The sequence below is a fragment of the Veillonella sp. VA141 genome (assembly GCF_003992175.1).
GTDB lineage: Bacteria > Bacillota > Negativicutes > Veillonellales > Veillonellaceae > F0422.
Window position 1 is genome coordinate 272,749 of sequence record NZ_RQVM01000002.1, and the last position, 23,241, is coordinate 295,989.

19 protein-coding genes and 1 riboswitch are annotated in these 23,241 nt (G+C 39.6%); of the genes, 1 reads left to right on the forward strand and 18 read right to left on the reverse strand.

Features of this window, described 5'->3' with window-relative positions; translation table 11 throughout:
• Window positions 1-79: 79 nt before the first annotated feature.
• From scpA to EO112_RS03520, 5 genes are all read right to left on the reverse strand, one after another.
• Window positions 80-2,263 carry a methylmalonyl-CoA mutase gene (scpA, locus tag EO112_RS03500; protein WP_062401047.1) on the reverse strand — a complete coding sequence of 728 codons (2,184 nt, stop codon included), beginning with the start codon at window positions 2,261-2,263 and terminating at the stop codon, window positions 80-82.
• Window positions 2,264-4,438 (reverse strand): methylmalonyl-CoA mutase family protein, encoded by a 2,175-nt coding sequence (locus tag EO112_RS03505; protein ID WP_127162926.1) that lies wholly within the window; start codon window positions 4,436-4,438, stop codon window positions 2,264-2,266.
• Between the two features lie 309 nt (window positions 4,439-4,747).
• A riboswitch (cobalamin riboswitch) is annotated at window positions 4,748-4,924 on the reverse strand.
• 451 nt (window positions 4,925-5,375) lie between these two features.
• Entirely contained in the window at window positions 5,376-6,311 is a 936-nt protein-coding gene (locus tag EO112_RS03510) for a LysR family transcriptional regulator (RefSeq protein ID WP_127162929.1), read from the reverse strand.
• Between the two features lie 257 nt (window positions 6,312-6,568).
• Window positions 6,569-7,930, reverse strand: a complete 1,362-nt coding sequence (dcuC, locus tag EO112_RS03515) for a C4-dicarboxylate transporter DcuC (RefSeq protein ID WP_126941057.1) — start codon at window positions 7,928-7,930, stop codon at window positions 6,569-6,571.
• A 34-nt stretch (window positions 7,931-7,964) separates the two neighbouring features.
• Window positions 7,965-9,125, reverse strand: coding sequence for a M20 family metallopeptidase (locus EO112_RS03520; RefSeq protein WP_126941056.1), 1,161 nt, complete (start codon window positions 9,123-9,125; stop codon window positions 7,965-7,967).
• 346 nt (window positions 9,126-9,471) lie between these two features.
• Here EO112_RS03520 and metF point away from each other — a divergent pair, with 346 nt between their 5' ends.
• A complete protein-coding gene (gene metF, locus EO112_RS03525; protein WP_127061809.1) occupies window positions 9,472-10,353 on the forward strand; it encodes a methylenetetrahydrofolate reductase [NAD(P)H] in 882 nt (293 codons plus the stop codon).
• A gap of 211 nt (window positions 10,354-10,564) precedes the next feature.
• Here the strand turns inward: metF and alr are convergent, their stop codons facing one another.
• The 13 genes from alr to EO112_RS03585 form a co-directional block, all read right to left on the reverse strand.
• A complete protein-coding gene (alr, locus tag EO112_RS03530; RefSeq protein WP_126941054.1) occupies window positions 10,565-11,674 on the reverse strand; it encodes an alanine racemase in 1,110 nt (369 codons plus the stop codon).
• A gap of 261 nt (window positions 11,675-11,935) precedes the next feature.
• Window positions 11,936-13,231, reverse strand: coding sequence for an SLC13 family permease (locus EO112_RS03535; RefSeq protein ID WP_127162931.1), 1,296 nt, complete (start codon window positions 13,229-13,231; stop codon window positions 11,936-11,938).
• 51 nt (window positions 13,232-13,282) lie between these two features.
• Window positions 13,283-13,546 (reverse strand): hypothetical protein, encoded by a 264-nt coding sequence (locus tag EO112_RS03540; RefSeq protein ID WP_127068872.1) that lies wholly within the window; start codon window positions 13,544-13,546, stop codon window positions 13,283-13,285.
• Between the two features lie 143 nt (window positions 13,547-13,689).
• Entirely contained in the window at window positions 13,690-14,805 is a 1,116-nt protein-coding gene (locus EO112_RS03545) for a sodium ion-translocating decarboxylase subunit beta (protein ID WP_127162933.1), read from the reverse strand.
• A gap of 56 nt (window positions 14,806-14,861) precedes the next feature.
• A complete protein-coding gene (locus EO112_RS03550) occupies window positions 14,862-15,245 on the reverse strand; it encodes a biotin/lipoyl-containing protein (RefSeq protein WP_127162935.1) in 384 nt (127 codons plus the stop codon).
• Between the two features lie 59 nt (window positions 15,246-15,304).
• Window positions 15,305-15,469 carry a hypothetical protein gene (locus EO112_RS08265; RefSeq protein ID WP_009352831.1) on the reverse strand — a complete coding sequence of 55 codons (165 nt, stop codon included), beginning with the start codon at window positions 15,467-15,469 and terminating at the stop codon, window positions 15,305-15,307.
• A gap of 16 nt (window positions 15,470-15,485) precedes the next feature.
• A complete protein-coding gene (locus tag EO112_RS03555; protein WP_062401065.1) occupies window positions 15,486-15,812 on the reverse strand; it encodes an OadG family protein in 327 nt (108 codons plus the stop codon).
• An 80-nt stretch (window positions 15,813-15,892) separates the two neighbouring features.
• Entirely contained in the window at window positions 15,893-17,422 is a 1,530-nt protein-coding gene (locus EO112_RS03560) for a carboxyl transferase domain-containing protein (protein WP_127162937.1), read from the reverse strand.
• Between the two features lie 36 nt (window positions 17,423-17,458).
• Entirely contained in the window at window positions 17,459-17,881 is a 423-nt protein-coding gene (mce, locus tag EO112_RS03565) for a methylmalonyl-CoA epimerase (RefSeq protein ID WP_009352819.1), read from the reverse strand.
• A gap of 101 nt (window positions 17,882-17,982) precedes the next feature.
• The gene (gene meaB / locus EO112_RS03570; RefSeq protein ID WP_127162939.1) at window positions 17,983-18,924 is read right to left on the reverse strand and encodes a methylmalonyl Co-A mutase-associated GTPase MeaB; all 942 of its coding nucleotides are present in this window, start codon (window positions 18,922-18,924) and stop codon (window positions 17,983-17,985) included.
• Between the two features lie 68 nt (window positions 18,925-18,992).
• The gene (locus tag EO112_RS03575; protein ID WP_009352817.1) at window positions 18,993-19,388 is read right to left on the reverse strand and encodes a cobalamin B12-binding domain-containing protein; all 396 of its coding nucleotides are present in this window, start codon (window positions 19,386-19,388) and stop codon (window positions 18,993-18,995) included.
• 30 nt (window positions 19,389-19,418) lie between these two features.
• Window positions 19,419-21,065, reverse strand: coding sequence for a methylmalonyl-CoA mutase (locus EO112_RS03580; RefSeq protein WP_126941051.1), 1,647 nt, complete (start codon window positions 21,063-21,065; stop codon window positions 19,419-19,421).
• 21 nt (window positions 21,066-21,086) lie between these two features.
• Window positions 21,087-22,595, reverse strand: coding sequence for an acetyl-CoA hydrolase/transferase family protein (locus EO112_RS03585; RefSeq protein ID WP_127162941.1), 1,509 nt, complete (start codon window positions 22,593-22,595; stop codon window positions 21,087-21,089).
• Window positions 22,596-23,241: the final 646 nt, after the last annotated feature.

A 23,241-nucleotide genomic window follows, 5' to 3' on the forward strand; every position in this document is an offset into this window, starting at 1 on the left:
AGCCAGCTACAAAGTAGCACGAGGCACTGACTACGTGTCATGTCTTACTTATATGCGAGTATAGAATCGTCTAATTAGATTATTCTTCCTCTTCTAAGCGTTCTTCTAATAATTCGAGAACTTTTTTAGCACATACTGGAATGATTGTACCAGGTCCAAAGATTGCTGCGGCACCATGCTCATAGAGATAATCGTAATCTTGAGCTGGAATAACGCCACCGATAACTACCATAATATCTTCACGGCCTAATTTTTTAAGTTCTTCACATAATTGAGGCATCAATGTTTTATGACCTGCTGCTAAGGAACTCATACCTACGATATGTACGTCATTATCTACGGCATCTTTCGCTGCTTCTTCTGGAGTTTGGAATAAAGGTCCGATATCTACGTCATAGCCCATATCTGCGAAGGCTGTAGAAATTACCTTAGCTCCGCGGTCATGACCATCTTGACCCATTTTCGCTACGAAAATACGAGGACGGCGACCATGTTTTTCTTCAAATTTTTCAGTCATGCTACGCACTTCTGTGATCACATCGTCATCGCTGAATTCGCTGCTGTATACACCAGAAATAGAGCGAATAATCGCTTTATGACGGCCACATACTTTTTCTACTGCATCAGAGATTTCACCTTTAGAGGCACGAGCACGAGCTGCTTCTACGGCTAATTCAAGCAAGTTTCCTTCTCCTGTTTCCATCGCTTTTGTAATGGCATCCAAACAGCTGCGTACTTTATCGTTATCACGATTAGCACGCAATGTTTTCAATCGTTCGATCTGTGCTAAACGTACAGCTGTATTATCAACTTCTAAGATATCTAGTGGATCTTCTTTATCGAGACGCAAGTAGTTAACACCGACAATTTTTTCACTGCCAGAGTCAATGTGCGCTTGGCGACGAGCTGCCGCTTCTTCGATACGCATTTTTGGAAGACCTGTATCAATCGCTTTAGACATACCACCCAAAGCTTCAACTTCTTGGATATGAGCCCAAGCTTTACGGATCAATTGGTTAGTCAAGAATTCTACATAGTAAGAACCGCCCCATGGGTCAATAACTTTACATACATTCGTTTCATCTTGGATATACAATTGCGTATTACGAGCAATACGAGCGGAGAAGTCTGTAGGCAATGCAATCGCTTCGTCAAGAGCGTTCGTATGCAAGGATTGCGTATGCCCCAAGGCTGCTGCCATCGCTTCGATACATGTACGAGTGATGTTATTGAATGGATCTTGTTCTGTTAAAGACCAACCAGATGTTTGGGAGTGCGTACGCAATGCCATAGATTTAACATTTTTCGGACCAAAGGATTTAACAATTTTAGCCCATAACATACGGCCTGCACGCATTTTAGCAATTTCCATGAAATAGTTTTTACCCATCGCCCAGAAGAAAGATAAGCGCGGTGCGAATTGGTCAACTGTAAGACCCGCTGCTACACCAGTACGCAAGTATTCTAATCCGTCAGCCAATGTGTAACCTAATTCGATATCCGCTGTAGCACCTGCTTCTTGCATATGGTAACCAGAAATGGAAATACTATTGAATTTAGGCATGTATTTAGATGTGTAGGCAAAGATATCACCAATAATACGCATGGAAGCTGCTGGTGGATAAATGTAAGTATTACGCACCATGAACTCTTTCAAAATATCATTTTGGATCGTACCTGCCATAACAGATTTATCTACGCCTTGCTCTTCACCAGCTAAGATATAGAAGGCCATAACTGGTAATACGGCGCCGTTCATTGTCATAGATACAGACATTTGGTCCAATGGGATACCAGAGAACAAGATTTCCATATCTAGAATGGAGTCTACCGCAACGCCGGCTTTACCAACGTCACCGACTACACGAGGGTGGTCAGAGTCATAACCACGGTGAGTGGCCAAGTCGAAGGCGATAGACAAACCTTTTTGACCAGCCGCTAAGTTACGACGGTAAAAGGCATTGGATTCTTCCGCTGTGGAGAAACCTGCATACTGACGTACTGTCCAAGGACGTTGTACATACATTGTGCCATATGGTCCACGAAGATACGGAGGAATACCCGCTACATATTGTAAATGGTTACATTGATCATAAATGGAGGCATCATACACAGGACCCACATCGATTTGTTCCATAGTACGAATGAAGTTGTCATCATAGGACTTGCCAGTTTCAGCTTGTAATTGCTCTTTCCATGCATCGAAATCGGATGCTTTTGGGCTAGCAGCTGTAAAAGGAATATTTCTAAAATCCGGAATCATCTACATCATTCCTTTCTCGCGTTGCATTGCTAATAATGTTTGATAGCAATTGGAGCGTACACTAATATAATCATCCATGCCTGCTGCATCGCAAAGTTCTTTCAACTCTGGAGATGGAGCCCCTGCCAAGAATACTTTCATAGCTGGGCGAGCGGCTTTGATTGCTTTTGTCACTGCTGGTGCCAATTCTGGGTATGTATCGTCAGTGGAACATACGATTGTCACATCTGCATTCGATGCTAAGGCAGCTGCTACCGCTTCGTCTACAGTTGGGAATCCATCATTTGTAAGCACATCAAATTCAGCTACTTGCATGAAAGAAGTAACGAAATCGGCTCTCGCTTTATGTTGAGGAATTGGACCCATGTTAGCCAAGAAGATTTTAACATTGTCCCCATTATGTGTTTCTTTGAAGTTTTCAGTGCGCATACGCAATTCTTCGTATTGTTCTGTCCAACGATGAGATAGAATTGCTTTCACAGTGATACCTTCACTGCCATCTGCTAAGGCTTCAAAAACTTGTCCAAAGCTAGCGCCCGCTACTAATGCAGTATACGCAGCACTTACCAAAGAACCAATTTCACTGAAGTCGGATTCTTGTAGTTTTTTTAGAGCTAATTCAGCTGCATCAGTTGTACCCACATTAGCTAATGCTGCTACACGAGCTTGGCGTAAGCCCTCAAAATCTACCACTGGTACTTCTAGTAATTCTTCCGTCATATTTGGATACATGTTACTACCAACGGCACGATCTTTACGAGTTGCCAAGTTTTTAAAGCGGCTTTGTAAAATAGCATCCACGGCTTCTTGCGTTTCACCAGATACTAATGTTTCTAAGATGCCACCTTTACCTTCTAATTCTTGGAACAATGCCCAAGATTTTTCAGTCAATTCTTGTGTTAATGGTTCTAAGTACCAGCTACCACCGGCAGGGTCAACTGGTTGAATGAAGTTGAACTCTTGTTGCTCCATGATTTGAATATTACGGGCAATACGGCGAGAGAATTCATCACTTGGACGAATGCAGCCATCAAGAGGTCTTACAAACATACCATCCATACCACCTACTACTGCGGAGAAGGATTGAGAACCAGCACGCAATAAGTTTACATACGGGTCAAATACAGTTTGTGTGAAGTGAGATGTACTTACGAACAAGTTAATTTTCTTCGCTTCTTCATCACCACCGCAATGTTCAACAATTTGAGCCCATACCATTTTTATAGCACGTAGTTTCGCAATTTCCATGAAGAAATTAGCGCCTACGCTGACATGGAAACGGATTTGTTTCGCAAATGTATTCACGTCGATACCACGGCGTTCCATCTCACGCAAATATGTGACAGCCGTAGACATAGCAAAGCCTAATTCTTGTACATCATTGCCACCGCCATTATGGTACACATCTGTGTCTACCAACACTGTGCGTAATTGTGGTGCATGTGCAGATGCCCAAGCAATGGTATGTGCCATATCGTCAAAATATTCATCCATAGGGCGTGGTAAATGACCGTCTTGTGCCAAAGTACCAATTGGATCTGCCCCAATCATACCGGACAAGGATTTCACATCCACCCCTCGGGATTCGCAAAGTGCATGTAAAGCAGCCGCCCAACATACGCTACTAGCACCTGTACGAATATCTAATTCTTTTGTAGTTAAGTCCATGCCTTTTAATAAAGCTTCCACTTCTTCTACAGTGGACAAGGATACCCCTACATCAGCCACATCCTTAGCTTCAGCTTTCGTAGCATCTTGTCCTTTCCGTGTAGCACTATCTAGCGTGAAACTGATAGCTGTGCTACCTTTATCTAATTCAAATTGTAACATGTCATGCATGTCAGCAATTGTTTTTCCGTCACAACGTTGTGCAATTGTCCAAGGTGTATGGATATATCCACTAGCTTTCGCCCCCCGTAAATTGCTATCACGACCAGGATATGTCAAGTTTTGAGTCAATCCTTCTTGGTCGCTCAACCAATACATTGGTTGTAAAGTAATTCCTTCGTATGTTTTTGTATACATACTTTTTTGGAAATCTTTCCCTTTTAAGATACCTTCTACCGTCGTTTTCCACTCCTCGTAGGTAGGGATAGAAAACTCATCAAACGATACGTCTGGTAGCTCAAACTGTTCTTCGTGAACTTGTGGTTCATGATGCTTGTCTTGTCCCATAGTCTAGCTTCCTTTCTCTGACCACATAGGCATACGTTCCCTTACTCAAACCACTTTTCTAGTGAGATTTACCTCATTATAGAGATTCTAATAGCTTATGTAATCGTTGCAGCTCTCATAAAAATAAAATAAACAATTAGAAAATGGGTATACCCTACCCAACCCTATAACTCATCACCCTACCTAGTCTTTTACTGAAAGATATAACTACCATTCATAAAAGAAAAACCGTTTTCGATGGAAAACGGTAGGTTATGATTTAGCGTATGCACTTAGCGCAAAACCATCTCTACCCGTCTCTCGCGGATCTAACGACATGCTTCTTACGGCAGTTCTTCTGACTCAGGATCTTCGCTACGCTTCGCCTTCCCAGTTTCCCAGTGACGTTACATGAAGTTTCGCTCCCCTTTACAGCGGCGGGACCGTGTTGGCTTTTCACCAAGCTTCCCTATTAAGCCTTGCGGCACCAGTAAGGCGAATATAAAGTTATACCTTGATTATAAACTGTTTTCTGAAAGAATAGAACGTCATTTACAGACTATAACAACATTTCACGTTTACATAATTTTCAGTTATCATAAGATACTTATAACGCATTTTACAGTCTTACTAACGCAATAGTTAGCATCCATCTCATAATAGACCACCTTTTCATTACTAATAGTTATTTAATATATAATCTACTTTTATTCTCAATAGACTCGTTACATTCTAACATATGCACATCTCTCTATATCCCTACGTCTCTCTACACACTGTCTACTAACTCGCCTCTCTTTCGTCATCTTACAGTCCTTCACTCTTCTAGTATCTACCATCACTCACTCCTTTTTCAAAAGAACCATTCTATGCAATAGCACCTACTAGACATGTAAAAACAGAGATACGCCTACAATAGCATACCTCTGTTCTATCACTTATATTCTATTACAAAAGCTTATTTCTTTTTCCATTCCATGACTTCAAAACCATAGTTACGAATATGTTCTTTCAAGAGTTTTAAATATTTTTTCGCAATGGGACTTGGCTCTAGCATATGTGGCATTAAGTAACCCATAGTCATCGTATCTTCTACATCTAGAGGAATGGCGATGATCTTATCATCATTTAATTCACGGCTCAAAATACCAGAACTAATAGTATATCCATTCAAACCAACCATTAAATTAAAAATTGTGGCACGGTCAGATACTTTGATAGTCATTTTTCTATCTAAAGTACTTAAAATTTCTTCTGAAAAATAGAAGGAGTTATCTTCCCCTTGGTCATAACTTAAGTATGGGAAATCTTCTAATTCTTCTAGTGTAATTTTATCTTGTTTCGCTAATGGATGTTCACGACACAAAAATACATGCGGTTCCGCTTCAAATAATGGGTAGAATGTCAATTTATACTCTTTAAATAACTTTTCCATCACTTGACGATTAAAACTATTCAAATACAAAATACCCAATTCGCTTTTAAAAGTAGCTAAATCTTCAAAAATATTTTGTGTTTCTGTTTCCCGCAAACCAAATTGATATTCATCAGTATCTACACTTTTTATAAGCTCTACGAAAGCATGCACCACAAAGGCATAATGCTGAGCCGAAATAAAGAAATGTTCTTTTCGTTTGGTATTCGATTTATATCGCTCTTCTAATAATTGAATTTGATCTAGTACTTGTCGAGCATAAATCATAAATTCGCGTCCATCATGGGTTAAGGTTACCCCTGACTTAGTACGCAACAATAGTTGAACACCCATTTCGTGTTCTAGTTCTTTTACCGCATTGGATAAGCTAGGTTGGGATAAATATAATTCCTTAGCCGCTTCATTAATAGATCCTTTTTCTGCAATTTTTTCTAAATATTGTAATTGTTGTATTCTCATCTGTTTTGGCCTTTTCTATATCTATCATGAAGTACACCCTTTTGTCATTACTTTCATAGGAATGAAAAACCTAACGAGTAAGCTACAAATACTTACACGTTAGGTACTTCATGTTGTTAACGATTCCATTATTCACCCTCAGGGGGTAATAGTCTTGTACAACTATAATACATAAAAGACCACTCATCGTCAACATTTAATTTCTATCAAATCCTTAGGAATTATAATCAATCCCTATCTTATGCCTCTTTCACTCATTAATGGAAAATTAAAATACAAATCGTAGAGGTAATGAATGTAATCAATACTGGCACTGCAGTTCGTTTTACTAAATCAAAACTAGAAATATTTGCCACACCAGCTACTGCAATCATAACCGCACTAATTGGGCTCAACAAACGTCCAACAGAGGCCGCATTTTGCATACCTAGTAGCATGGTAATCGCATTACCACCTAATTCTTTAGCAAAATTTGGCACTAATGGTGAGAATGCAAACATAGATGCTACACCAGAGCCCATAACAATGCTCAATACTAAGATAATCACAGATACGATAACACCCACCATATCTGCTTGGATAGAGAAGGTTTTAATGAATGCTACAAACTCATTCACAATCCCTAAGGATGTCAAACCGAATGCAAAGGTTTCCCCTGCTACAATCAACGTTACCGTATTGGTAAATTGGTCCCCCATACCTTTAAAGAAAGTTTGAATAGACGCAGCTACTTTTCGGAAATCACGCAAGCGAATCAATTCAAATATCATGGCGATGAATAAGCTTAGGAACATAGCCAAGTTAACATTCATCTTAATGCCTGCAATACCATATTTACTAAATCCTAACATAAATACAAGTGGCAAGAATGGCAATATTAAATACGCAAGAGGTCCTACTGCTACTTCTTCTTGTAGTTCTGTATGTACAACTTCGGAAGGAACATGACCGGATTTTTTATCCATGTATTGTTGCCATATGTAATGCGCAATAGCTGTCACAATACCACAAATAATGTATACTTTCAATTGATAGCCTACGAAGTATTCTTCTACTCCTAAGCCCACTGTTTTAGACACTAATAAGCTTGTAGCAGAGGCTGGTCCAATGTCCAACAAATGGCCAGTAGCTACCGCTGCCGCTGCCCCTACTGGGCTTACGCCTAAACGCACCAAAATAGGGAAGATGGTCACCATCATCAACATAGCTAGACCAGATGCGCTTGGGATTACCAAGGACATGAACATATTTAATAAGAATGTTAAAGATAATACTACATAAGGAGCTTTCATCGCTTGCAAAGGTTTTATCGCAGTTGTAACCAAGCGAGAGCTAGCACCAATGTGATCCATGTATTTAGCAAAGCCAGTACATGTCATAATCATGAGACCCAACCCTGCTGCATCCTTTGCAGTAGTATTATTAATCCACTCAAAAGCATCAAAGAACATCACACCTGTTCCTTTTTTCGCATCTACAAACTCCGTTGTATAGCCAAGGAAATACGCCCCTAGCATCATGATTAAACCGCCTAACAGCAATACTGTTTGTGCTTTAAACTTTTTAATCACCAATGTACCTGCGCCTAAAATTACGATAGCGCACAACAATAAATTCATAACTACTTCTCCTTTACCTATGAAGATAGGCTAATTAATAATTTGCTTTCGACCGTTGAAAGTCTTCTTGAATCTGAGCCAATAAGCCCGGTGTGGTGAGAATTTCCTCTACTGTAAGAGCAATCCCCTTGGCTCCGTACATAATAGCATCCTCTGCTAATTGAGTTTTCCCATTATCTAACCATTCTTGAGAATGACTAGTCACACCTCTACCTACAAATTTAACCCGTAAACAAGCTCCTGGTACGCGGAACGTAACACTGGAAAAGTCAGTAGAACCAGTTACCTTTCTCGGTTCTGAAATATCTGGAGCACCTACGATTTCCGCATTCTTTAAGAGTAAATCATTTAAGCTTTGCACATTGACCTTGTTATCATAGGCTTTTACTTCATCCCATTCCATAGTAGCTCCCACTTGCAAGGCTGCCCCTTGAGCCACTTGTTTCACGCGCTCCACCACTTCATCTAAACGAATGCGACTAGAGGAACGAATATACCACTGTGTACACGCATAATCTGGCACGATATTCGCTGCCTTACCACCATCTGTAATAATCCCATGCATACGTACTTCTGTAGGCACATGTTCTCGAAGATATTCCATGCCATTAAAGAATAACAACACTGCATCCAAAGCACTGATGCCTTTTTCTGGAGCAATCGCTGCATGAGCCGATTTGCCATGGAATTTAATATTTACCAAGTTAAGCGCTAAGGACTTGCCATCTACCGTGGTAGAATCACTGCCGTGCATCATGAAAGCCACGTCTAAATCGTCAAAAACGCCTTCTTTTGCCATCACCAATTTACCAGATGCCGTTTCCTCTGCTGGTGTCCCATACACCACCAATGTAGCTGGCACTTGCAAGGTACGACGTAAACCAATAGCTGCTGCACAGATGGAAGGCCCTTGCAGATTATGCCCACAAGCATGACCCAAACCTTCTAAGGCATCATATTCGCAGAGAAGCCCAATTTTCGGTCCTCCTCCTTGCACATGGTACACAGCACGAAATGCGGTTTGTAAACCACTCACTTCACGGTCTACAGTAAACCCTTCACTTTCCAGTAAATCTGTTAATTTACCATGGGCTAAAAACTCTTCATTCCCTAGTTCTGGATGGTCGAAGAAAAAATCATTTAATGTTTTCATGGATCCTCGCAAGGATTCAATTTCTTCTAGTAATTGACTCATCACTTTCTCCTTTCTTGCACAATAGACATGCACAACTCTATGACTACAGGAATTACATTCCCTCATTTTTCTCTTCTTCTGAAAGTCCTACTATAACTAACTAGCAATAGCAGTATTCCGAATACTACTATTATATAGATTTCTAATGAAAGTTCCAATACATATAGCATACGATTCTCCTGTTTTCTCTATGCTAATTTCATATGTATATCCCTAGATTCTAATTTTCATTACATTTCATTCTATAGCTTTTACCTATAACAAACTATATATATTAAGAATTGGTCTATATAGAAAAAAATTGGTATCATAAGAACATGTTTTACTGATATGAAAGGAACCAGCCATGAGCGAAACTATACAACAAAAACGACCAACATTATCTTACGAAATATTCCCTCCTAACACACAAGTAGGCGATGAAAAAATCATTACGGTCTTAGACGAATTAAAAAGTTTAAAACCAGAGTTCATCTCTGTTACCTGCAGTAATAAACAACGCAATATTGAAGAAACAACTATCAAGTTATCCAACTATGTGCAAAATACATTGCATATCCCTACAAAAGCTCATTTACCAGCTATTTATTTATCTAAAGAGCAAGTGCGCTCCGTTATTGATCAATTAGATCAACTAGGTATCCATAAGCTACTGGCACTTCGTGGTGATATTTTAGAAGACCTACCACCAGTAGGAGACTTCAAATATGCTTCAGAACTCGTACATTTTATAAAAGACTATGCTCCGCATTTTCAAATTTCTGGCGCTTGCTATCCAGAAGTACATCCAGACTCACCCAATCAATTACAGGACATTAAATTTCTAAAAGAAAAAGTAGATGCCGGCTGTGAACTATTAGTCACACAATTTTTCTTAGATAACAATGTATTCTACGATTTCCAAGAAAAATGCGCCTTAGCAGGTATTGATGTACCAATCTTAGCCGGAGTAATGCCTATCATCAACCGCAACCAAGCTTTGCGTCTATTAACAAGTAATGCTACCTCTATTCCACGCAAATTTAAAGCTATTTTAGACAAATATGAGCATGATCCAATCGCCCTTCGTGATGCTGGCCTTGCTTACGCCTTAAATCAAATCGTAGACCTTGTAACAGAAGGCGTATCTGGTATTCATCTATACACAATGAACCAATCTAATACAGCCTTATATATCGAAAATGCAGCACGTTCTTTATTTAGCTCTCCCATATATGAAAACCAATAAATAAGAAACTCTATATAGCCTACAATACGTATAGTATACATACAAATTACAATAAAAATGCTCTACCTAGTACCTCTCTCAAAGAGAACCTAAGTAGAGCATTCTTTTTATTCATCTTAATCTTATCATTGTAGTTACATTTATAGTTATATTGCTCAAAGGAGAGTGTAACAACATATCTCTAGTAAAAGGGGGTGTAACAAGATAGCCTCTAAATATAATGTCTTGGCACCCGTTCTGAGAAATTACAGAATATTTCATAAGGAATGGTCCCAACCAAATAAGCCAATTCAAGCGCTGTAATACTCTCTTGTCCTTGTTGTCCTAATAGCACAACAGCATCTCCTGGAGCTACGGTAATATGACTTGGTACTTTCACCATAAATTGGTCCATACAGATACGCCCTACTATAGGACAGCGTGTACCATGGATAAGCACAGAGCCTTTATTAGACAACGCTCTAGGATATCCATCGGCATAACCCACAGGTATAGTAGCGATCGTTTCCTCAGCCATCGTTGTATAGGTACTTCCATAACCGATAGATGACCCTTTGGGTAAATGTTGTACATGTACTACCTTACTATATAAACTCAAAGCTGGTTTCAATCCCAATCGATTAGGCACATCCATGGAAGGCATAATGCCATATTGAATAATACCTGGTCGAGCATCGTTAAATAAACTATCTCTTACTGCCAACAATCCAGCACTATTGGCTAAAGAAAAGCGATAATCCTCAGTACGATTGGCACGAATTAACTCCACCACATCTCGAAATTGTTGTACTTGTTGATTGGCATGAGTTTGATCCGCAGCATCGCCATTGGCTAGGTGTGTAAAAAATCCATCTACTCGCAAATATTCATAAGATTCTACAGTTTCTAAAAATGCTAATACATCCTCTGGCTTACTACCGATACGATGCATACCTGTATCTACAGCAATAGCGCACTCTACAATTGTTTCATGTCGACGAGCACATTCATTCAACGCTTCTAAATCTGTGGATTCACAAATAGCAGGTCTAGAATGCCCTTCTATCACTAAATCAAAGGATTGGGGCAACGTCAGACCTAATAGATAAATAGGTACCGTTATACCTGCCTCGCGCAAAGGAATCGCCTCTTCTGGAAAAGCTACGGCTAGCGACTCATACCCTTCCTCTACGGCAATACGTCCTACCATAACACTACCATGTCCATACGCATTTGCTTTCACCACCGCAGTACTCGTGCACCACTCTGGTAAACAATCCTTAATTTTTCGTAAATTACTTCGTATTTGTGCTGTATCAATTTCTACATATGTAGGTCTCACACATTCACCTTCTTATTAGTATATAAAACCTAGTATTAACTACTATTTATTAAACTATTATAATAGCTCCTAACTATTCTAAATGATTATTTGCATTACTAATGTACCATGCTATAAAAGTATATGCAATCCTTTTAGAATATTTCTTTTAATACCTTTCATAAAAAGGACTGACTACAAAATCTTACAAACAAGATTCCGAGTCAGTCCTTATTTATTATCTATTTATTTTTACATTATACCTAAACGACGTACGTTACATTATGGCATATTGAAAGGCCATACCATTGGAATGATGATAAGACTTACAATAAAGCATACTACGATTAATGGAGTACCTGCTTTCACATAATCCATAAATTTGTAATTACCAGGTGTTAATACGATTGTATTAGGTGGTGTACCTACAGGTGTGGCGAATGCACAAGATGCGGCAACGCCAATCGCCATAAGTACTGCATGAGGGCTTGCACCCATCGCTTGGGCAATGGAGATACCAATTGGTGCTAACAATGCACAAGATGCTGTATTGGACATAAATTGTGTTAATACACAAGACAAGATAAATAATACAGCTGTTGCAAAGTAAGGACTTGGATTATCACCCATGATACCTACTACTGCATTGGCAATCATTTTACCAGCACCAGAATCATTCATAGCAGCTGCTACTGGCATCATACCTGCAAATAGGAAAATAGTTACCCAATCTATAGATTGATATGCTTGTTTCTCTTTCAAGCAACCTGCTAAAACGGCTAAAATAGCACCTACGATAGCAGCTAAATGAAGAGGAACATTAATACCAATACTTTTTAATGGATCAGACAATGCCATAAATAATACAACGCCTAATAAGATGATACCAGAGTACCACATTTTTTTAGGGTCGTTAGAAATTTCACTAGCATCCACTTCTTGTTCTACTTCAGCATCTGCATTACCATCATGTTTAGGTAAGAAATGTTTACCAATCGTTACCATGTAGATCATAAATGCAACTGTTAAAGGAATACCAATCCATGCAAATTCAAAGAAACCGAATTGAGGTAGTTTAGCTTGGCCTAATGCACCATTGATGATGATATTAGGAGGTGTACCTACTAATGTGATGATACCACCAATCCCAGCAGCAAATGCCATAGGCATTAATTGACGGGATGCTGGAATTTTAGCAGATGCACAAATACCAATAACTACTGGCAATAACGCTGCTGCCGTACCTGTGTTAGAAAGCACAGAGGACATACCTGCTGTTACAAGCATTAAAGCAATCATAAGACCGTTTTCACTTTTACCTGCTTTGTTAACAACGGAAATACCAATTTTTTGTGCTAAACCAGTATGGAATAATGCAGCACCAATAATAAACATACCTGCAAATAAAACTACTGTACTATCGGATAAACCACTAAATACTTGTTTCATTGGAATAACACCTAATAAACCAAGTGCCATAGCACCACCGATAGAAGTAATTGCGAGTGGAATAATTTCTGTTACAAATAATAACGCCATTACACCAAGGACAATTAAGGTTTGTACAGCCGGATCCATAAGAATCAACTCCTCCCTAAGGGATACATTCCTTATTAGCCGCAAAACGCTCTAAAAACAAGCGCATATAATATAGGAAGATAGGCCAATAAGAAATAACATAATCGCCGCTACTCCATACCCTTCTACTGTACAAGGGTATCCAAAATGTAGCCACTCTCCAAGTAGGCCACGGCGTAGAAAAAAGCTATATGTTTTTCGTTTTTGAAACCATTTAGATTTTCGCTCTTCACCTAATAGGAGTGCGGTGATGATAAAAATAAAAAGCGCAATACAAATACAAGCAAAAACCTTTCCTTCGTCTGATAATATCATAGGCGTCACCTCATACATAATAAAAAGTGAAAAAAGTCTGAGTATTTCTAAAGCGCTGTAAGACAAACTAAATAGTTTATCATAAAAAGTATCTGTAATAGCCTAGGCAACCCTTAGGCGGATTGCCTAGACACTGTTACAAATTATTTCATCATAGCAAGCATCGTACCAGCTGCTACAGCTGTACCGATAACACCTGCCACATTTGGTCCCATCGCATGCATCAATAGGAAGTTCGCTGGGTTTGCCTGTGAACCAACTACTTGCGATACGCGGGCCGCCATTGGTACGGCAGATACACCTGCGGAGCCGATCAATGGATTTGTTTTACCACCATCTACCCAGCACATTAATTTACCGAAGATAACACCACCTGCGGTGCCACCGATGAAGGCGATTAAGCCTAATACGATAATTTTAATGGTTTCTAAATTTAAGAAACTGTCTGCTGTCATTGTAAGACCAGTACCAGTAGCTAAGAAGATTGTTACTGTGTTAATCAAAGCGTTTTCAGAAGTATCTGCCAAACGAGCTGTTACACCAGATTCACGGAATAAATTACCAAGCATCAACATGCCTAATAAAGAAGTGATTGGTGGTAACAACAAGGAAATGGAAATTGTCGCTACTACCGGGAAAACAACTTTTTCAAAACGAGTTACTTCACGCAATTGTTCCATTACAATCTCACGGTCTTTTTTAGTCGTAAATAACTTCATAACCGGAGGTTGAATTAATGGTACGAGGGACATATAGGAATATGCCGCTACTGCGATAGCACCTAATAACTCAGGAGCTAATTTTGAAGCTAAGTAGATGGATGTAGGACCGTCAGCGCCACCGATAATACCGATAGCTGCTGCTTGTTTGGCAGTAAATCCAACCATCATCGCTCCACCAAGAGCTACGAATACGCCGATTTGAGCTGCTGCACCTAATAATAATGTTTTAGGATTTGCAATGAGTGGACCGAAGTCAGTCATAGCACCTACCCCTAGGAAGATAAGAGGTGGGAAAATTTCATATTTAATCCCTAAACCAATCAAGTTCATAACACCTTCATGGAAACCATTATTAGGAATATTAGCCAAAATACATCCAAATGCGATTGGACTCAACAATAGAGGTTCAAAGCCTTTCGCAAAAGCTAAATACAATAAGATAATTCCTACAAGGATCATGATACCATGACCCATTGTGAAACCAATAAAACCACTATCCACCCAAACAGAGTTGAGTGCAACAAGAAAAGCGTCCATATGGAGTTCCTCCTTTAGTAATAGAAGGGTTTAGTTTAAGCAGTATAAAGTTATGATTAGCCTAAAACAACTAAAGCGTCGCCAGTTGCTACAGTTTGGTTAGCTGCTACACGAACTTCAGCTACTGTTGCATCATGTGGAGCATAGATTTCGTTTTGCATTTTCATAGCTTCTAAGATGCAAAGAAGATCGCCTTTTTTAACTGCTTGACCAGCTGTAACTGCTACGGATAAGATTTTACCTGGCATTGGGCATTTTACTGTTTCTGCGCCTGCTGGTACTGGATCTGCTGCCGCTGCTGGAGCTGGAGCTGCTACTGGAGCTGCTTTAGGTGCTGGAGCTGCTGCTTTAGGAGCTGCTGCTACTGGAGCTGCGCCGCCAACTTCATTTACTTCTACTTCATAAACTGTACCGTTTACTGTAACATTGAACTTTTTCATTATAACTTCCTCCTGAATTACCTATTTGTAATGAAACTTTTTCATAAGCTTAGATTAGCTTATAGGGCCTGTAAACGACTAGCTAGTCGCCAAGAATTAGACACTACTGGGCGAATGGATGCAATTTGATTTTGCGAATAGCCCATAGCAACGATAGCACTGACAATAGCTGCTACAACTTCTGTTTCTTTGTTTGCAGCTTGTGCGTTGGTAGTCTTATTCATTAAGTTCTCCTCCAAACTATCTGGTTACATTCCTACCTAGCAGTCTACCGTCCAATTTCCAACCTGTGCTCACAATCGGTCTTACGGAAGCAATTTGTGATTTGGAATATCCCATCGCACATACTGCTGCCACAATGGCTGCAACCACTTCATCATGTTTTGTTGTGGTACTTGCCACACTAGGAGCTGTGGCTGATGGTACCTCTGCTACCTCAGCCTTAGTTGACTTTTTTTTTGTAGGATCTACTAGATAAATAATATGCATAAGCACGCCTAACAAAATTAGAACGGCGAATACAATTGTCATATTGATGGCCATAATTAGCCACGGATTATCTGTCATACTTTCACCTCATTAATAGAGAACCATGATAGTAGAATCATGCAAGAAGCAAAGTGTGTAGTATGCCTCTAGGAAATAGTTTATAGAGGGATATTACCGTGTTTTTTCGGAGCACGGGTTTCGCGTTTACTTGCCAACATTGCTAACGCATTGATGATAGCAGGTCGAGTATGTTTAGGTTCAATTACCACGTCAACGAATCCACGTTCAGCAGCTTTGTATGGAGTTGCAAACTCTTCTACGTATTTAGCTGTTTTTTCATCTTTATCTTCATCGCGTTTGAAAATGATGTTCGCTGCACCAGCAGGTCCCATTACAGCAATTTCAGATGTAGGCCATGCATACACTTGGTCTGCACCCAAATCTTGGGAACACATTGCAAGGTAAGACCCACCATATGCTTTACGAGTGATAACAGTAATTTTAGGTACTGTTGCTTCAGAGTAAGCATATAACATTTTCGCACCGTGACGAATGATGCCGCCCCATTCTTGGTTTGTGCCCGGTAGGAAGCCCGGTACGTCAACGAAGTTTACAACAGGGATATTGAAAGCATCGCAGAAACGGATAAAGCGGGAAGATTTGTCGGATGCATTGATATCTAAGCAACCTGCCATTACGCGTGGTTGGTTAGCAATGATACCTACGCTTTGTCCAGCAAAACGTGCGAAACATGTAATGATATTTTGTGCGTAGTGTGGTTGAACTTCATAGTATTCACCATTATCTACTGTTGCACGAATCACATCAAACATGTCGTAAGGCATATTGGGATTATCTGGAAGTAAAGTATTTAAACCTTCATCTTCACGAGCTGGGTCATCACCAGTGTCAACTAATGGAGTGTCTTCCATGTTGTTGCTTGGTAAGAAGCTCAACAAGTAACGAATTTGTGCTAAGCAATCATCTTCGTTTTCTGTTGCAAAGTGAGCTACACCAGATACACTGTTATGAGCCATTGCACCACCAAGGTCTTCTGCTGTTACTTCTTCTGCTGTTACAGATTTGATAACCGCTGGACCAGTGATGAACATTTGAGATGTATTTTTTACCATGTAAATGAAGTCAGTTAATGCCGGAGAATATACCGCACCACCTGCACATGGTCCCATAATTACGGAAATTTGTGGGATAACGCCAGAAGCGTTAGTGTTTTCGAAGAAGATTTTACCGTAGCCAGCTAATGCGTCTACTGCTTCTTGAATACGAGCTCCACCGGAGTCATTGATGCCGATGATAGGAGCGCCCATTTTCATTGCCATACGTTGTGCTTTAACGATTTTAGCAGCGTGCATTTCCCCAAGGGAACCACCTTCTACTGTGAAATCTTGAGCAAAAGCAAATACCAAACGTCCGTCTACAGTACCGTAACCAGTAACTACACCTTCACCTGGTAATTCTTTTTTCTCTTGACCGAAGTTAACACAACGATGTTTAACGAATTGGTCTAATTCAACAAAGCTATTTTCGTCGAATAATTTTTCAATACGCTCACGAGCAGTGTATTTGCCGCTAGCGTGTTGTTTTTCTACGCGTTTTTCACCGCCACCTTGTTTTACAGTGGACAGCTTTTTATGCAATAATTCAATTTTTTCCTGAACTGTTGCCATTTTACACCTCCATAGGATTATTACGGATACAGTTGATTATTTCATACGTTGGCAAAGTTCTAATAAAACACCGCCAGTAGCTTTTGGATGAAGGAATGCAATCGCAGATCCACCAGCACCGTAACGAGGTTCTTCGTCGATCAATTGAACGCCTTTCGCTTTTAAATCAGCGATAGCTGCTTTGATGTCGTCTACACGAAGTGCTACGTGTTGGATACCATTACGGCCACCATTTTTTTCGATGAAACGACCGATAGGGCCATCTGGAGTTGTAGATTCTAAGAACTCAAGTTCTGCATCTCCGCAAGGGAAGAAACTTACTTTTACTTTTTGCTCTTCAACTACTTCATCTTCTGGTAGATGTTCCATACCAAGTGCGTTTTTATAAAACTCTTTTGTTGCTGCCAAGTCAGATACACCGATACCGATGTGGTCTACTTGTAATACTTTGAATGCCATAATAACTCTCCTTTCAAATGAGCTGCAACTCGAAAGTGATTTTTGTCATCTTTCGATTACTTATATGATACCACGATATTAGATTTTTATCATTCTTTTTATTATCTTTTTAAGGACTTTTCTAATACCGAGTTAACAACACTATAAGGGTCATTAGTTCTATTATTAACAGCTGCTACATCTTGTTTGAAAGCGTCGCTTTCAACCACATGTTCATGAACATAACGCATAATTTGCTCATTGATCATCGCTACTAGTTCATCATGCGTACGTTCTGCACGGCGAGCTGCTAATTCTCCACTATCTTCAAGATATTCAAAGTGTTCATCTAGTGCTTCCACTAAGTCATCAACACCTTCATCTTTACTAGCGATAGTTCTCTTAATTGGTGGTCTCCAATCAAGTTCACGAGAATCTAAGTCTAGCATCATTTCAATTTCAACATTAAGCTTATCACAGCCATCGCGATCTGCTTTATTGATAGCGAATACATCGCCAATCTCTAAAATACCCGCTTTGATTGCTTGGATATCATCACCTAAACCTGGTACCAATACAACCAATGTAGTATCTGCATTTTTAACGATATCTACTTCGGATTGTCCAACACCTACGGTTTCTATGATAACAAGATCCATGCCAAATGCATCCATTAATTTAACAACATCTGCTGTTTTTTTAGATAATCCACCTAGGCTGCCACGTGTACCCATACTACGGATAAATACATTTTCATTTAATGTCAAATCATTCATCCGAATACGGTCACCTAAAATAGCGCCGCCTGAGAATGGACTGGTTGGGTCAACAGCAACGATGCCGATTCTCTTACCTTGTTCTAGATAATGCTTAACCACTTTATCTGTCAATGTACTTTTACCAGCTCCTGGAGCACCTGTGATACCCAAGATACGAGCCTTACCAGTACGTGGATAGATAGATTTCATAATGTCGATCGCATTATCGTATTCATTTTCTACAGCCGTTATGGACCGAGCCAATGCAAGACGAGAACCTTCTAATAGTTCTTTGATTAAATCCATATTGTCACCGTCCCAATTATATATACGTCTAGGCTCGAACATACATGCCCGAGCCTAGCTCAAGTATATTATTTTACGTTAGCTTTGATGAATTCAATTACATCAGCTGTTGGAGTGCCTGGTGTGAATACTGCGGATACGCCAGCTTCTTTTAAGCCAGGAATATCAGCGTCAGGAATAACGCCACCACCAACTACTAATACATCGCCCATGCCTTTTTCTTTAAGCATTTCAACGATTTTAGGGAACAATGTGTTGTGCGCGCCAGAAAGAAGAGATAACGCAACTACGTTAACGTCTTCAGAAAGAGCAGCTTCAACGATTTGTTCTGGAGTTTGACGAAGACCTGTGTAGATAACTTCGAAACCAGCATCGCGAAGTGCGCGTGCTACTACTTTTGCACCACGGTCATGACCATCAAGACCTGGTTTTGCTACGATTACTCTGATACGTTTTTCTGCCATGATGTTATACCTCCAAATAGGTTCGATTAATTATAGTGTGGAATGAGCTTGGTATTCACCGAATACGCCGCGCAATACGTTACAAATTTCACCTAATGTAGCATATGTTTTAACGGCAGCCAAGATTAATGGCATCAAGTTTACAGATTCATCTTCTGCACCAGCTTTTAATGCTGCTAATGCTGCATCAACTGCTGCTTGATCACGGTCTGCACGAACTTGTTGTGTTTTCTTGGATTGGTTGATACCTACAGAAGCATCGATACGAAGAAGACCTTCAACTGGTTTTTCCTCAACTTGGAATTTGTTAACACCTACGATTGTACGAAGGCCAGATTCCACTTCCATTTGCCATTTATAAGCAGACTCTTGGATTTCTTTTTGGATGTAACCTTTTTCGATTGCTTCAACAGCGCCACCCATTTCATCGATTTTTTGGATGTATGCTTTAGCTTCTTCATAGATAGCATTAGTCATAGCTTCTACATAGTAAGAACCACCCAATGGGTCAACTACGTCAGCTAAACCGGATTCGTAAGCAACGATTTGTTGAGTACGAAGAGCGATTTGTACAGATGCTTCAGTTGGAAGAGCCAATGCTTCGTCACGAGAGTTAGTATGTAAGGATTGAGTACCACCCATTACAGCAGCTGCAGTTTGAAGAGCAACACGAACGATGTTGTTGTCAACTTGTTGTGCAGTCAACATAGAACCAGCTGTTTGAGTATGTACACGTAACATCATAGATTTAGGTTTTTTAGCACCAAAACGTTCTTTCAAGATATGTGCCCATAGACGACGGGATGCACGGAATTTTGCAACTTCTTCTAATACATTGTTGTGTGCATTCCAGAAGAAGGATAAACGACCTGCAAAATCGTCAACTTCCAAGCCAGCTTTAAGAGCTGCTTCGATGTATGCAATACCATCAGCAATTGTGAAAGCGATTTCTTGCGCAGCAGTGGAACCAGCTTCACGAATATGGTAACCGGAGATGGAGATAGTATTCCATTTTGGCACATATTGAGAGCAATATTCGAAAATATTAGTGATTAAACGCATGGATGGTTTTGGAGGGAAGATGTAAGTTCCGCGAGCTGCGTACTCTTTCAAAATATCATTTTGAATTGTACCGCGAAGTTCAGTGGAAGGTACACCTTGTTTTTCAGCAACTGCAATGTACATAGCAAGAAGTACAGATGCAGGAGCGTTGATTGTCATAGAAGTGGAAACTTTACCTAAGTCGATACCTTGGAACAAAATTTCCATATCTTTTAAGGAGTCAATCGCAACACCTACTTTACCAACTTCGCCTTCAGCCATAGCGTCGTCAGAGTCATAACCGATTTGTGTTGGTAAGTCGAATGCGCAAGAAAGACCTGTTGCACCGGACTCGATTAAGTAACGATAACGTTTGTTGGACTCTTCAGCAGTTGCGAAACCAGCATACATACGCATTGTCCAGAAACGGCCACGGTACATAGTAGGTTGCACACCACGAGTGTAAGGATAGAATCCTGGGAATCCAAGATCACGTTCATAATCAAAACCTTCTAAATCAAGCGGTGTGTATACCGGTTGTTCTGGTAAGTTTTGACGAGCAGGTACTTTCTCACAGTTTTTAGCGTACGCTGCATCATATTCAGCAAGTTTGGCTTTTAAGTTGTCATTAGCCATGTTCATCATCCTCCTATAAAATTAACCTTGTTTTTTCATGCTTCCTGTTTCAGTGAAGCGTTTATGCCAAGAAAGAGCTTCATCTAATAAGATAGGTGTATGGGCGCCATTTGTCTTTTCAATAGCTCTTTCGAGGTAGTTAAGTAATTCTTGTTTGTAGTCTGGGTGAGCACAGTTTTCAATGATTTTGTATGCTCTTTCAATTGGAGCCAAACCACGAACATCGGCAATACCTTGTTCTGTACAGAATACTTGTACATCATGTTCTGTATGGTCAATGTGAGATACAAAAGGAACGATGGAGCTGATATCTCCGCCTTTTGCTACAGAGTTCGTACAGAAAATGGAGATATAACCATTTCGAGTGAAGTCCCCGGAACCACCGATACCATTCATCATTTTGCTACCCATGATATGAGTAGAGTTTACATTACCGAAGATATCGAATTCAATCGCTGTATTCATAGTGATAACACCAAGTCTACGAGCTAAGCCAGGGTTATTGGAAATCTCTTGTGGGCGCAAGAGAATATGTTTGCTGTATTTTTCAATATTGTCATAGAAGCGTTTCAATCCATCTGGGGATGGGGATAATGCTGTACCAGAGCAATCTGTTACTTTACCTGCATCAATTAAGTCCAACATACCATCCTGGATAACTTCTGTGAAAATGGATAAGTTTGTGAAAGGACCTTCCGCCAAGCCAGACACAACAGCATTTGCTACAGAACCTACGCCAGATTGTAATGGCAATAAGTTTTCAGGTAAACGACCTGCTTTTACCTCTTCTAAGAAGAAGTTAATCAAATGTTGACTCATCGCTTTTGCATCATCATCGATTGGTGCTAGTGGACGAGTTGTGTCAGGTACATCACATGGAACGATAGCTACAATTTTCGCAGGATCACATGGGATGTAATCTGTTCCGATACGATCGCCAGCCGCTTTGATTGGGAATGGCTCACGATATGGAGGATCTTGTGGTTCATAGATATCGTGCATACCTACCAAAGACATTGGTTGAGATACGTTAACTTCTACGATAACTTTTTTAGCTTGGCTAACAAATGTTGGAGAGTTACCAACGGATGTACTAGGAACGATACCACCATCTTCACGGATACAAACCGCTTCAATGATAGCTACGTCAGTGTCACCGAAGAAACCATACCGGATTTGTTGAGCCATTTGGCTAAGGTGCATATCAATATAACGAATTTTTTGGCTATTTAAAGCTTTACGAGTATCATTATTTGTTTGATATGGGAAACGACGACGAATACCGTTTACACGAGTTAATGCTCCGTCTGCTTCATCACCAACTGATGCACCAGTCCAAAGATCGATTTGGAAAGGTTCCGTTTCCATGCGTTTTGCTAGAGCCAATGGCACTGCTTTAGGATAACCAGATGGTGTAAAACCACTGATACCTACATGGTCTCCTGGATTAATCAATTTAGCTGCTTCTTCTGCTGTAGTAATTTTTGCTTGCAACGCTGCGCCTTGCACGCGATCTAAAATGTCGATCATACTACCATCTCCTTTAGTTTGAATGACTTATTCAGCTATCTAACAATCACACTATACATTCAATTCTTTTATTTCTATTATGAAAGAAATTTCTTACTTACAAAACTGTTATAGAAATATAAGATTAAATATCTACTCAAAGTGTGACATTTGTTAATTCTCATAAATACTACTCATTTTTCTTATTATTGTCAACCATATATGCAAATATATGCATAATAGGCATACAGAATAGATAAATCCAATGCGAGTATAACTTTTTGTTATACCCTTTATCTACCTATATCTATAAATGTTGGTGTAGTACAACTTTTTTCGATATTTCAACTCTTATGCATACACTCTATTTATGTTTATGCATTTCTACGTGTTATATTATTCATAACTAACAGTTATTTACTTTTATTCTTTTTTGTTATTTCCCAAGTTATAGTTTTTTACTTTACTGTGTTAGTCCACTCAAAGCTATATAATTAATGATTCCTTTAACTTCAAAACAACAGTATCATTTTTCATATTTCTTAATTCAATATTCATACTCTTCTATAACAATTGATGTATGCAAATATTGTTATAGACAATATACAATCTAAACACAATGATTACCACATATAAAAAGTATAGAGATTGTCATAAGACCTTCTCT